Here is a 12,182-nt window from a genome sequence, read left to right as displayed (position 1 = left end):
AATTACTAGTTCTGAAGCCTTCTTTCACCATATTCTTTTCGTGCCTTGCAGTTCTTCACGTACCCCGCCTTTAAGGGACCGGGGTAGGGGACATGAGGGACTGAGCGGCTGGCTTTTGCAGTGATTTTCCCGGCGACCTGAGGCGCGGCAAAACTTGTTCCGCGCGCTCGCACCAGACTTCCGCTGCGTGTTCCAAGGCACAGCAAGCCGCCCAGAACAGGTGATTCCTCGGTCGCTGCAAGCCAATTGGCTCCGTTTGCCTTGTTTTTGAGTGGCCCACCCCTGCATGCGCCACCACTGGAATAGTTGGCGCGGTCCAGGTGGCCCCACATTTCATGGCCCCCGATCATCAAGGTCTTTTCACCACAGGCAGAACCCAGAATGCTGCCATCGCCTTGCACCGAAACCAGACCCATTTGATTGGGGCGAACAATGAACCGGCCGGCATCCAGGCGCTTCGGAATGCCCGGGTTTTGCCCACCCCAGCAAGCGTAGGCGAACAGCGGGCCAGCCAGTGCACCGGCTGAGGCTTTGAAGGTAAGAGTCCAGATGCCAGAAGGCGCCGCCGCCGGGTGTTTACGCGATAAATTGGTCGGACTGACCTGCAGCACTATTTGTCTCTGCTCTCCAAACTGCCGGTCGACAATCACGCACAGCGGTGCGCCCGCAGCGGGCCACGCCCGAATGATGTCCGTGTTCGCGTTGAACGTGATCGGCGTCGATGCAGCGCCAGGCGGTATCAGACTGAATTCAAAATCTGAATGAACATGCTCCATCCAGATCTCAACGGTGACGGGCGCGTCATTGCCTTTGGGAATCCACCAGCCCAGTTCCGCCTGCGAATCGGCCACGCAGGCTCCAGGCCACACGACGGCATGGCGGTATTTGTCATGGGAATTGCCGGAAGGAAAGACCACGTCGAGTTTGATGTTGCGTTGACGCAGGGCTTCATCGACCATGGCATCGAGCGCACGCTCAAACCAGGAGCTGCCGTCGTGCGGTCCCATTTCCGTGCCGTAGTCCACCACCACCGCAACATGGGCATTGTCAGGCGCGCAATCCAGGATGTAGCGAATGCCGTCCAGTGTGCAGCGATCGATGCTGCCGCGCGCCGGCGCCAGCAGGACATCGCGGGGCAACTGAACGAAAATGATGTCTGCATCCGCCGCCTCGGCGACAGGCTGGGAGCGGCCGGTAGCGGACAGGCTGGGGGACAGCCACCGAGATGCCAACAAACCCATGGTCAATGATCCGTGGGTGGAGCGGCTTCGGACCGCGCCGTATTCGGCCAGCCGGTAGCAGAGGTCTTCGTCTATGCGGCCCGTTGTTGTGGCATCCCGAATGAACTGATTCAGGCTGTCGGCGCCCACCTGGCGACCATAACCGTAGCCGCTGGGAATCGATCCCATCTTCACCGGAAAGTCCGGCAGCTCATCTTGATCCCAGATGGCGAAGACCCGCGTCTTGCCGGCCGCAAGAAACGCGCGGTGCGCAAAAGGACAGCCGTGATCAATCAAGCCCAGAATTTTGTCCTTTGCTGCACGCAGTGGGCTGCGTGACGCTGACTTGCCCGTTTGATCTGCAACCAGCCTGGGCACTGGTCGATTAGGCGCCAGGTTGGCGCAAAGTTGAATCTCGGTCACCACGGCCGCCGCCGCGAGTTGACGCAACAGATCAAAACTGACATTGGCGGTCAAGTACGCACATCCTGTTTGCACAAGACTGCCCAGGTGCGCAGTGGTCAGCCGTTCGTGACCGGTGCTTGCGAACAAGCGGCCAAGTTCGTGTTCTACATCTTCGGCGCCCTGCGTTGGCGTCGCGACTACTTTGAATCCGATCGCCACTGTGGATGTGTCACCAAGACCAAGCGAATAGTCTGCGAATCCGGTGCTGATGGCCGCGAGCAGATAGGGGTCCAGTTTGGCCTGCGCAGAGGCGGGGAAGTCGGCCATGGCAAGGTGGTCAACCACAGGATGGCTGGTGGGTAAGCTCATGATGGGCTAGTGCGTGACGTTATATTTCATTGTCGTGCTGTCTCTAGGCATTTAGCCATTCCCATTCCTTCCTGGCCGCGCGCCAAAGCGTTGACAGAACATCGTTGGGCGTCAACAGTGCTTCAACCGTCGGACCAGTCTTGGGCACCGTCGGTGCCAGTGGGTCAAACTCAATATGCTGAAAGGGAATGTCGCCTGTAATTTCGAGCTGACAAGCCTGGGAAAAGTAGTTTCCCAACCAATCACCCACGGCGCGTCCAGCGTGCAAATCCACCTGGAAATGCAGGCCGGCGACTATCCGGTTCTCGCCAATGCGCTCGGCCAACTTCAAGAGCTGCTGCTGGAGGCCATCCCACGCGGGCATTGTTTTTCTTGGTTTTGTCAGTTCGGCAAGTAGCCTGGCTGTCAGGACTGCTTCGCACATATGGCCCATCGGGTAGCTGCCGTGACCCGGCGTGCGAATCATGGGTTGCACCTGGGCCGAATATTCATCGGGGCGTGCGCAGGCAAGTTCATGCTTGAACCGCATTTCCACGTGCAGCGCGAGTTGCTGCGCTATGGTCATCAGCCGCCACGTGGCGGGGGTCTTGCCCGGTCCGACCGGCAGTATGGTGGCCCAGAAAGACCAGGTGTCTGACACTTGCATCAGAATCTCCGAAGCACGATCTTCCCGCAACTCGGCATCGGCAATCACGTCCTTGAGTTCGGTCTTGAATTGGTCAAGGCTCGGACGATTCAGCGTCAGCGCAGCGGCAGTACCGACGGTCAAGGTTGCCGATGACTTGTCCCACGCCACTCTGAAGCCCAGGGGTTGAAGCAAAGAAGGCACGGCGATATAGGGAATCACCCAGGCATCCCAGTGCCACAAGCGATTTTCAATGTCTTGTTGCGGGACGATCGAATACGTGGGGAAATCCGGCATGGTCGCATGCAGCGGGTAGGGCGCGTCGTCGCCGGGATCGACAATCGCATCCCGACTCTTGCGCAAGGCATCAGAAGCGGCCATCGGGCCAACGCCCCCGGCCCCTCCACCGGCGCCCCCGCCAGCACCGCCACCAGCACCGCCCCCGGCGCCCCCGCCAGCCCCTCCCCCAAAGCTACCACTCCAAGGCCGATACGTTGGCATCATCGTTCTCCTTCAATCAAGAGTTTTCTGGCACACCCAATGTTCTGAGCGCCGCGATCACCCGTTGGCGGCCCGGACTTTCATCGCTGCCCATCGCTTTGTAGGCGCCAATGGTCAAGCCCGGTGTCGTCGCCAACAGCCGCTTGAGAGTGTCCTGTGCGTCTTCCAGATGCTCGCCTTCCACCTGGGCCAGCAGCAAGGCGCGCAAGGTTGGGGCATGGTTTTTGTCGAGTTTCAGTGAGCGCCTGGCCGCGTGGATCGCGTTGTCGTATTCGTGATTGAAGGCGTACGCACTGGCAAGAATGGTCTCCAGAAAATAGGCGTGCGGGTCGAACGGAGAGAGCTGTTTGGCCATGACAGCCTCCTCTACCCCCTCACTGGTTGAGCCGTATAACGACGACCAGACACTGCGATACAGCCGCGCATGCACTTCGTTGGGTGAAAGAGCTATCGCCCGGTCCAGGCAGTCACGTGCCTGCTCAGGCTGGCCAAGCATTTGGCACAGGGCATATCCCTTGACTGCCAGCGCCAGCGGGTGTTCCGGTTGCACATCCAAAGCACGTTGACAGGCGTCCAGCGCGTGGTGGGCATCGTCGGCCGGTGTCGCGCTGATTCCCCGGATGACCCGCAACACATGCCACTTTGCCAGCCAGGCGTGGGTGTCCGCAACACGCCGGTGTCTTTCGGTCAGCTCGCTCAAGACCAGACGGGCGGTCTCGAAGTCCGCCACCTGTGAACGATGCATCAGGCCGATACCGCTCAGTTTCAAGGCGTAGGCCGACAAGGTGGCCATGGGTTGCTGGCGAACCAGCTCGGTTTCCCGGTTCAAAATGCTGATGTGGGTCGCCTGCGCAATCCGATGGACGCATTCGGATTCGCTCTGCAGCAAATCACCCACCTCGGTATGAAACCTCTCCAGCCAGACAATCTGGTTCGTTTTCGACTCGGCCAACTCGACGGTGACCAGTAGCTTGCCCCCACCCTGGTTGCCGATGACCCAATAAGTGCCGGAAAGTACGTAGTTGGCCCCCAGGCAGCGCTGAATGTCCCCCAGCGACGCGCCACGGCCGCGAAACGCGGTGGCCGACAAGCGTGAGATCACCGTGAAATCCCGTGATCGACTCAACTGCGCAATCACGCCATCGGCGATCAACTCCCCAACCGCGTCAAACGCGGGCGCCGTGCTGCGTGACTCGAACGGGATCACCGCAATCGTTGGTTGCAGCGCGACTTCATAGTCAAGCCGTGCCGCCACCACCGGCGCCGTCCCCTCCACGCCCACCCGGTAGGCTCGCACCGGCGCCTCAAGATGCTTGAGGTAGCACTCGCCCAAGTCTTCAATGCTGGCATCCAGCCCGTCGGTCAAGCCATCGCGCACGCTGGCGGAAACCACGGTTTCGCCGGGGCCGGCCAGTGTCGCGAGCCGCGCGGCCAAGTTGACGCCGGCGCCGTAGATGTCGAGCTGGTCGGAGTAGATCTGGCTGGCGTTGATGCCCGCACGCAGATGCATTTGCAGCGCGGCGCTCAATCCGGCATTGCTGCGGCTTAAAGCCTGGTGCAGCGCTTGCGCGGCATTCACCGCGTCGCGTGCCTGCAAGAACTCAAGCATCAGGCCGTCGCCCAGACTTTTCACTAGGCGACCTTGGTGGGCGGGAATAGCGTGGGTCTGGGCGTGGCGCACAAAGTCGTGCCAGCGCGCCACCGTGCCCGCTTCGTCGGCTGACATCAATCGAACGGACTCCACCAGATCAATCACCAGGATCACCTTTTGGCTTATCGGCAACGCGAGATGCAGCAGGTCTGCAGGCTTCTGCGTATCGGTACCAGAGATGGTGCCGGTTGGAGGCATGGGGGACATCCTCAAAATTGATGATGAATCGGTGCTTTTACTCCAAATTGTGAGGATATGTAAGCGCAGGACGCAAGTCGAAGCCGGATCGTTCCCCGCAGGTGTGGCTCAGGTACCTGAGCCACACCGGGATTCACCAGCGCAGCGGCAACTTCTTGACCAGCACAATGCGTCGCTCCTGAATGCGCAGGTAGCCGCCGTTCTCCAGGTCTTTCAGGATGCGGCTCACCATTTCGCGGCTACAGCCGGCACGGCTGGCAATTTCCTGGTGGGTGATGCGCTCTTCAATGCGCCGGGTGCCGTCAGCCTGTGGCGTGGCCAGGCTCTGCAAACAGCCGGTCAAGCGGCCATAGACGTCGATGAATGCCAGGTTGCGCGCGCTGGTGGTGGCCATGCGCAAGCGTCGAATTACCTTTGACAACAGTTCCAGTGCAAACTCCGGGCGTTGCGCGATAAAGGCGAGCAGCGTGCTGCGGGTGACCAGGGCGCACGCCGTCGGTTGTAGCGTAATGACGCTGGCCGAGCGTGGGCCGCCATCCAGTGCCATCTCGCCAAAGTACTCGCCGGCGCCAAACACGCCGAAGGTGATTTCCTTGCCGTTCGCATCGGTGCAAAACACCTTGACCTGGCCGGCTAATACGACGAACAGCGAGTCACCGACGTCGGCTTCGTGCAGCAGGATGGTGCCCTTGCGATAGCGACGCACGTCCCCCAGCGCGGCCAGTTCGCGCAGCAGGGCAGGGTGGCGCTCGTCTGTGGCAAAGGTGCGGGCAAGATCGGCTTGGTCGGTGGACATGGCGCAGTCGGGGTGGTTTACCTGACTGTACCGAAAACCGCGCACCGCGCCACGCCCGCACTCACGCTGTGCCCGCCCCAAACGGCGTCTGGAACCCCTGGACTCGCCGGTTGCTATATATTTGATAGCTTGTTGCGCCCATTCCACGAGGGCTAGAGGTCAATATGACCAATGGCGTTAGCCAAACGCCATGGCGCGGCCATTGATTCCGGTCACTCCACTGGACAGCTGGCGGGCCAGCGGTGGCAGTACTGACACTTTCTCCACCAGTTCGCGAACGCTGTCGCTCGCCGTTTTTTGCCGGATGCTGCGCAGCTGTGAGCGCACCGTGCAGATCTGCACGCCGTGGTGTGTGGCGATCTCGGACGGACGCAAGCCCCGACACACCTGTGCCAACACCTGACCTTCGGCACGCGTCAGGCCGCGCTCGCTTGCAAACAGCGTGATGCTGGTGGTATCGCACAACTGCTGCTTGGCAAACAGAAGCAGGGCGTAACAGGGGGCCGATGCGGTGGCTGCATCCCAGGCGCTGGCGTCTGGCGTCGGCAGCGCGGGCGTGGGCAGGGGCATGACCGCGACCGTGGTTCCGCTCTCGCAATCGCTCAGGCTCAGCAGGCCGCGCAAACTCGATTTGGTGCGGGTGAGCGCCAGTGTCAGCTGTTGCGCGTGAACGTGCTGGCGCGTGCACAGCCGGCCATCGGTCACGCACAGCCCGGTCTTCTGCAGGCTTGCCGGATGCAGGGCGTTTTGAGCCGGTGTGTTGGCAAACAGCAGTTGGCGTGTGTCAGCATTGATCACGGCCAGTCCGTAATCCACCTGGTTGAGCACGGCCTGCAGCAAGCCTGGCTCCATGAAAGGCGTGCCCGCGGCTGTGTCGTTTTCGTCAAAGTGCAGCATGATTTTTGCCTCCATCAGCGCGCTGCATCTGCGGTTGCAGACGCTTTTTCAGTGCGCTGAGGCGAGCTTAAAAACTTGCAGCCATCTCAGGCTGTAACTCTGATCCTGCGGTTTTGTGACGTATGCACCAAATGCCGCGGAACGCCCTTCACAGCACATTTCGTCATCAACTCGGATGATGTGAGAACCCGTTCTGCTGCCTATTGTTGCGCTGCCCGTGGTGGGTAGGTGTCGTATGTAACTCAATGGAGAAAGTCATGAAAACTCAACTTAATCGGCTGTCGTTGGCCCTGGTCAACGCAGCCATGATCTCGGTGGCGGGATGCGGCGGCGGCTCGTCTTCGGACGGCAGCACGCCCAGCCCCATCGCCCCTCTCACGGTTGCCGTCCCCACCGCCATCCTCACGGGCGCCGTGATGGTTGACCAGGCCGTCCGCAACGCTGTGGTTTGCATGGACCTCAATGCCAACAACGTCTGCGATGCCAACGAGCCCGCATCAGCCAGGACCGGCGACGACGGCGCCTATAGCCTGACCTACGATACGGCCGCAGTGACGGCGGCGCAAGTGGCGGCCGCATCGCTGATCGCACCCATGGTGCCGGGTAGTCCTGCCGGTGCAGACACCACCATCGACGCGGCCGACCCCTACGCTAGCCTCACCGCCAAGCCCTATGTGCTCAAGCAGGTGCCGGGCCAGAGCGGCCAGATCAACCCGCTGACCACGCTCATGGCTGCCGGGGTTTCCGCGGGCATGACCGAAGCCGTGGCGCGGAGCAACGTTGCCGCACAGCTGGCCATTGCAGAAGCCAAGATCGACAACTACCAAAACGACCCGGCCTTCAACAACGCCCAGGTGCAGGACAACGCCAGAGTGATGGCCAAGGCCACTGGAGACGCCCTCGAACACGGAGCAGTATTGCAGGTGGGCGATCCCACGGGCGAAGTTGAAGCCGCGGCAGGCGACCTGGCCAGCTTGAACTTTACCGATCCCTCCAACCACTTCTTCCGCACCCTCGACTTCCTGGCCAAACCGGCCGGGACCGCGGGCGTGCTCATAGTGGACGCGCGCAACGGCAAGACCGGCGGCGGCACCACCGCGAATGGCGTTCTCTACAACCAGGCCTACCTGACCTCCAGTGGCTGGGTGCGTTGCGATGACACCGTTCCCATCACCGCTACGCGCGGTAACCCGAACCGCAGCACCTTCTGCAATGCCTCGAATAGTGTGGGCTATACCGTGCCGTCCGGCATTGCCGGCCAGGTCATGACCGAAGTGGTCAACAACCTGCAGGCTGATACCGCCACCAACGTCATCAACAACGGCGTAGCCGCCACCGGCCTGCTGGCAGCGCTGGGCTCAGCCACCTTCCCGTCGGGCTCTGTCATCCGCGCCCGCAGCTCGCTCAACCTGACCCAGCCGATCTACATCAACAGCATCAACACCGACGGCCGTCCGCAATTGGAGGCGACGACGCTGGAGCAATTGATTGCGGCCAAGCCAAGCTCGGGCGTCAATCTGGCTACTGCCGCCGGCAGTTTGACCCTGGGCCTGAGCAGCGGCAACCTCAAGAACCTGCGCGTGGCCTTTACCGGCACCACCAGCCCGACGGCAGGCACCGTGCAGTTCTACGACTGCGACCTCAATAGTGCGCAGACGGTGGCGTCCAACTGCGTCACAGCGCAGACCGGTACCTTCAGCATCAGCACCATTGGCGGCATGCGGGTAATGCGCTTTGCTGGCCATGCCGAAACCATCATGAATCAGACGAATCTGTATGCCGAGGTCAAGGATGCACCGGGCGTTATTTCTGGCAACTGGGTGTTCCGGGCGCGCGAAACCAAACCATCCCTGGACGTCAGTGTGAGCACCGCGAAACGCCTGAATCCCACCGCCTGGGCCGCAATGAAGAGCCAGCTGGGTTTGTAGGTCGCAACCTCCGAAGAGAGCCATCATGATCAAACAACTTGCCATCACAGCAGCCCTGTGCTGCAGCGTCGTACACAGTCAAACCCCGAGTGCGGTTCCTGTCGACTTTCCTGCCGGCGCACAAGCGCCCAATGCCGCCCAGTTGGCCGATCGCCTGGGCGGCCAGGTGTTCACTGCCAAACTGGCCAACGGTGTCACTTGGCGGATGGACTACAAGCCCTCGGGCTACCTGTTCTTCGACGTCAGTACCGGCCAACGTGACACCGCCACGTGGCGCACTGAGGACGGGCGTTTGTGCCTGGAGTTTCGGGGCGCGTTCCCCTCAGGCTGTACCGAATTCCGGACAAGTGACGACAGGCTCTACCTCAAGAGAAGCAGCACGGGAGAGGTGGTCGCCTTGGATCGGAAATGACGGTCGGCGGGGCTGGGTCAGCCGAGAAGCGTTGCGTCAGATGCCCCGTGCCGAAGTCAGAAATGCTCGCTGTTCAACGCTGCCCACTCAACTCCACGACATCACGCTCATAGGCGGCCAGCCGCCGCACGGCGCGGCTGCGCTGTTCCGGGGTCGTGCTGTTGTGGACCTGGGCGAACACGGCACAGCTCTCGGCAACAAGCCTGTCGTTGTAGGCACGGTAGGCTGGGTTTGGGGAGTTGAGAGAGCGATCGAAGTAGGCCCGCAGCGCGGTGAGCACTTCGGCCTGGCCGGGTTTGCGCACCACACCGGGCCCGGCACCACTGGCCAGGCGCAGAGTCTGAAGCAAATCCTGCTGCCGTCGCAGTCGCTCGGCATAGACCAGCTGCGGATCAAAAATGGAAGTTTCCAACCCCGCCCGCAATGTGGCGAGCTGACGTTCTTCGAGTCGGCCGTAGAAATCTTCGCTGCGCTCTACATTGGTTTTGAGGCGGTGTTCAAGCCGCTGGCTGGCCGGGATCACCAGCCATTCATCGCGCCAGTCGGCATTCTTCCTCGTAAATTTTCGCTCGATGTGCGCCAGCTGCTCAGGACCAAGACTCAATGCCACCTCTACCGCGGCGCGTTCTGCCTGCGCTGTGACGGCGCTGAACCGGGCGCGTGCCTCTGCATACAGGGCGCAGACTGGCGCCGGGCCCAGGTCGGCGCCAGCCAGTCGTCGCGCTTCCTGCAGCATGTCGGCGATCTTTGGCAGCTCGTCGGTCCGATGCCACAGCTGCAGCCGGGCCAACTCCGCGCGCACTTTCAGGGACTGGCTGTCGTCAAAGTCAGCATAGCCGTCCAGCCACCAGTAGCCAAGCTCCGGCGCATTGTTGTAGGCCAGTTTGATGGCGCTGCAAGCCTGCAACAGCGAAAGCGCGGCGATGGCCAGCAGCCAGCCGATAATTCGGGAGCAACAAGTTAACCGATTGAAGAAACCTGAAGATATGAAGGATGGAGACATGGCAGCCAATATAAATCCGGTGGATGTGGTCATCATGGCCGCAGGCAAGGGCACGCGCATGAAGAGCAAGCTGCCCAAAGTGTTGCACCTTTTGGCCGGACGTGCCCTGTTGCAGCATGTGGTGGACACGGCAGCGCAACTGTCGGCGCGCCAGGTGGTGGTGATCACCGGTCATGGTGCTATCGAAGTTGAAGCATCTCTCGCATATTCCACGGGGGCTACAGCCCGATTTGATATAAATTTCGTGCGGCAGGAACCGCAGCTGGGCACCGGCCACGCGGTGCAGCAAGCCGTGCCGGCGCTGCGCGATGATGGGATTGTCGTGGTGCTCTCGGGTGATGTGCCGCTGACGCAGGCCGAGACCTTGCGTCAGCTCATCGCGGCCTGTGGCGGGGAGAAACTGGCGCTGTTGACGATCGACTTTGCCGACCCCACTGGCTATGGCCGCATTGTTCGCCGGGGTGACGTCGTGCAGGCCATCGTGGAGCACAAGGATGCCAGCGCCGAGCAGCGGGCGATTCCCGAGGTTTACAGCGGCATCATGGCGGTGCCCGCCGCACGGCTGAAAGCGTGGCTCGCGCGTCTGGACAACCAGAACGCCCAGGGCGAGTATTACCTCACCGACATCGTGAAATTCGCGGTGGCCGATGGTGTGCCGGTGGTGGCGCACAAGATCTCCGATGCCTTGCAGGTGGAGGGCGTGAACAGCCCGGTGCAACTCGCCGAGCTGGAGCGGGCTTTTCAGGCGCGCACGGCGGTGCAGCTGATGGAGCAGGGCGTCCGTCTGGCGGACCCCGCTCGTCTTGACGTGCGCGGTGACTTGCAGTGTGGACAGGACGTTTCGATTGACGTCAACTGTGTCTTTGAGGGCCAGGTGACGTTGGGTGAAGGGGTGCGCATCGGGGCCAACTGCGTGATCGTCAATGCCACGATTGGGGCCGGCGCCGTCATCCATCCGTTCACCCATATCGAAGGTGGCAAACCCGGCAGCAAAGACGCGGTGGAAGTCGGCGCCGGGGCGCTGGTCGGCCCGTTTGCCCGCTTGCGACCGGGCGCCCGGTTAGGCGCCGAGGTGCATATCGGAAATTTTGTCGAAGTGAAGAATTCGACGCTGGCGCGCGGCGCCAAGGCCAACCACCTGGCCTATCTCGGCGACGCCACGGTGGGCGAGCGCGTCAACTACGGCGCCGGCACCATCACGGCCAATTACGACGGGGCTTTCAAGCACCGCACGGTGATTGAAGCCGACGTGCACATCGGCAGCAACTGCGTGCTGGTGGCGCCGATCACCCTGGGCGCGGGCGGCACCGTCGGCGGCGGCTCCACCATTACCAAAGACACGCCGCCCGGCGCCTTGAGCGTGGCCCGGGCCAAGCAGGTGAGCATTGCCGACTGGAAACGGCCCGCAAAATGACGGGCAGGCTGGCGGCTTTGCAGCAGGAGAATGAGCTGCTCCAGCGCGAGTTGAACCAGGCGCGCACGGAGCTGGAAGACTTCACCTACTCCGTGTCGCACGATCTGCGGGCGTCGCTGCGTCACGTGAACGCCTATGTGCAGATCATCCGGGAAGATCTGGGCGACCAGAGCAACGCGGCCACTGCGGCACATCTGGACACGGTCAGCCATGCCGCACGGCAGATGGGCCGGCAGATTGACGGCCTGATGGAACTGTCGCGTCTGACCCAGGCGACTTTCCAGTTGGCCAGGGTGGATGCCGGGGAGCTGGTGCGCGATGTCTGCATCGCCCTGGCGCCGGCTTTGGCGGGGCGGTCCGTTGACTGGCAGGTGGCGCCCGAGTTTCCTGCGCTGCAGTGTGATGCGGCGCTAATACGGCAAGCGTTGACCCATCTGCTGTCCAACGCGCTGAAATTCACCGGCCCCCGACCGTTGGCCGAGATCAAGGTCACCTGGCAGGCGCATGCCAGCGGCCAGTGCGCCATCACTGTGACGGACAACGGCGTTGGCTTCAATGCGCAATACAAGGACAAGCTGTTTCATGCTTTTCAGCGTCTGCACAGTGCCCGCGAGTTTGAAGGCATCGGCATGGGGCTGGCGCTGACCCGAAAGATCGTGGAACGACACGGCGGCGTTGTTTGGGCCAATGGCGCGCCGGATGCGGGCTGCAGCATCAGTTTCACGCTGCCGCTGGCGCGTGCGACGAGCCAGGGCTAACCGCC

At 61.9% G+C, this 12,182-nt stretch carries 10 protein-coding genes; 4 read left to right on the top strand and 6 right to left on the bottom strand.

Annotated features, from left to right (window positions below; translation table 11 throughout):
• Positions 1-5 precede the first annotated feature (5 nt).
• The 5 genes from Q7T10_RS13920 to Q7T10_RS13900 all read right to left on the bottom strand — a co-directional run bounded on the left by Q7T10_RS13920 (position 6) and on the right by Q7T10_RS13900 (position 6,662).
• Positions 6-1,994: a hypothetical protein gene (locus Q7T10_RS13920; RefSeq protein WP_304749281.1), complete on the bottom strand. Its 1,989-nt coding sequence runs from the start codon at positions 1,992-1,994 to the stop codon at positions 6-8.
• Positions 1,995-2,037: 43 nt separating this feature from the next.
• Positions 2,038-3,000: a hypothetical protein gene (locus Q7T10_RS13915; RefSeq protein WP_304749278.1), complete on the bottom strand. Its 963-nt coding sequence runs from the start codon at positions 2,998-3,000 to the stop codon at positions 2,038-2,040.
• 136 nt (positions 3,001-3,136) lie between these two features.
• On the bottom strand, positions 3,137-4,969 hold the full coding sequence (locus tag Q7T10_RS13910; RefSeq protein WP_304749276.1) for an adenylate/guanylate cyclase domain-containing protein: 1,833 nt from the start codon (positions 4,967-4,969) through the stop codon (positions 3,137-3,139).
• Between the two features lie 133 nt (positions 4,970-5,102).
• On the bottom strand, positions 5,103-5,765 hold the full coding sequence (locus Q7T10_RS13905; protein ID WP_304749273.1) for a Crp/Fnr family transcriptional regulator: 663 nt from the start codon (positions 5,763-5,765) through the stop codon (positions 5,103-5,105).
• Positions 5,766-5,942: 177 nt separating this feature from the next.
• A complete protein-coding gene (locus Q7T10_RS13900) occupies positions 5,943-6,662 on the bottom strand; it encodes a helix-turn-helix transcriptional regulator (protein ID WP_304749270.1) in 720 nt (239 codons plus the stop codon).
• A gap of 257 nt (positions 6,663-6,919) precedes the next feature.
• Between Q7T10_RS13900 and Q7T10_RS13895 the strand changes: the two genes are divergently transcribed.
• Both Q7T10_RS13895 and Q7T10_RS13890 read left to right on the top strand, forming a co-directional pair.
• Complete coding sequence (locus Q7T10_RS13895) at positions 6,920-8,590, top strand: hypothetical protein (protein ID WP_304749268.1); 1,671 nt, start codon at positions 6,920-6,922, stop codon at positions 8,588-8,590.
• 25 nt (positions 8,591-8,615) lie between these two features.
• Positions 8,616-9,002, top strand: a complete 387-nt coding sequence (locus tag Q7T10_RS13890; protein ID WP_304749266.1) for a hypothetical protein — start codon at positions 8,616-8,618, stop codon at positions 9,000-9,002.
• Between the two features lie 73 nt (positions 9,003-9,075).
• Here the strand turns inward: Q7T10_RS13890 and Q7T10_RS13885 are convergent, their stop codons facing one another.
• Positions 9,076-10,005 carry a DUF6279 family lipoprotein gene (locus tag Q7T10_RS13885; protein WP_304749264.1) on the bottom strand — a complete coding sequence of 310 codons (930 nt, stop codon included), beginning with the start codon at positions 10,003-10,005 and terminating at the stop codon, positions 9,076-9,078.
• On the opposite strand from Q7T10_RS13885, the gene glmU reads away from it, so the two are divergent.
• Both glmU and Q7T10_RS13875 read left to right on the top strand, forming a co-directional pair.
• Positions 10,004-11,419 (top strand): bifunctional UDP-N-acetylglucosamine diphosphorylase/glucosamine-1-phosphate N-acetyltransferase GlmU, encoded by a 1,416-nt coding sequence (gene glmU / locus Q7T10_RS13880; RefSeq protein WP_304749262.1) that lies wholly within the window; start codon positions 10,004-10,006, stop codon positions 11,417-11,419. The two genes, Q7T10_RS13885 and glmU, sit on opposite strands and share 2 nt — an antisense overlap.
• The gene (locus tag Q7T10_RS13875; protein WP_304749260.1) at positions 11,416-12,177 is read left to right on the top strand and encodes an ATP-binding protein; all 762 of its coding nucleotides are present in this window, start codon (positions 11,416-11,418) and stop codon (positions 12,175-12,177) included. Before glmU ends, Q7T10_RS13875 begins: the two co-directional genes overlap by 4 nt.
• Positions 12,178-12,182: the final 5 nt, after the last annotated feature.

It is taken from the genome of Rhodoferax sp., from assembly GCF_030646845.1.
Lineage (GTDB): Bacteria > Pseudomonadota > Gammaproteobacteria > Burkholderiales > Burkholderiaceae_C > Rhodoferax.
Note: the sequence above shows the minus strand (reverse complement) of the source record. Positions and strands in the feature narration are given on the sequence as shown.

Coding starts and splice junctions, on each gene's coding strand:
- Q7T10_RS13920 (WP_304749281.1), bottom strand. CDS start 1,994: ATGAGCTTACCCACCAGCCATCCTGTGGTTGACCACCTTGCCATGGCC.
- Q7T10_RS13915 (WP_304749278.1), bottom strand. CDS start 3,000: ATGGCCGCTTCTGATGCCTTGCGCAAGAGTCGGGATGCGATTGTCGAT.
- Q7T10_RS13910 (WP_304749276.1), bottom strand. CDS start 4,969: ATGCCTCCAACCGGCACCATCTCTGGTACCGATACGCAGAAGCCTGCA.
- Q7T10_RS13905 (WP_304749273.1), bottom strand. CDS start 5,765: ATGTCCACCGACCAAGCCGATCTTGCCCGCACCTTTGCCACAGACGAG.
- Q7T10_RS13900 (WP_304749270.1), bottom strand. CDS start 6,662: ATGCTGCACTTTGACGAAAACGACACAGCCGCGGGCACGCCTTTCATG.
- Q7T10_RS13895 (WP_304749268.1), top strand. CDS start 6,920: ATGAAAACTCAACTTAATCGGCTGTCGTTGGCCCTGGTCAACGCAGCC.
- Q7T10_RS13890 (WP_304749266.1), top strand. CDS start 8,616: ATGATCAAACAACTTGCCATCACAGCAGCCCTGTGCTGCAGCGTCGTA.
- glmU (WP_304749262.1), top strand. CDS start 10,004: ATGGCAGCCAATATAAATCCGGTGGATGTGGTCATCATGGCCGCAGGC.
- Q7T10_RS13885 (WP_304749264.1), bottom strand. CDS start 10,005: ATGTCTCCATCCTTCATATCTTCAGGTTTCTTCAATCGGTTAACTTGT.
- Q7T10_RS13875 (WP_304749260.1), top strand. CDS start 11,416: ATGACGGGCAGGCTGGCGGCTTTGCAGCAGGAGAATGAGCTGCTCCAG.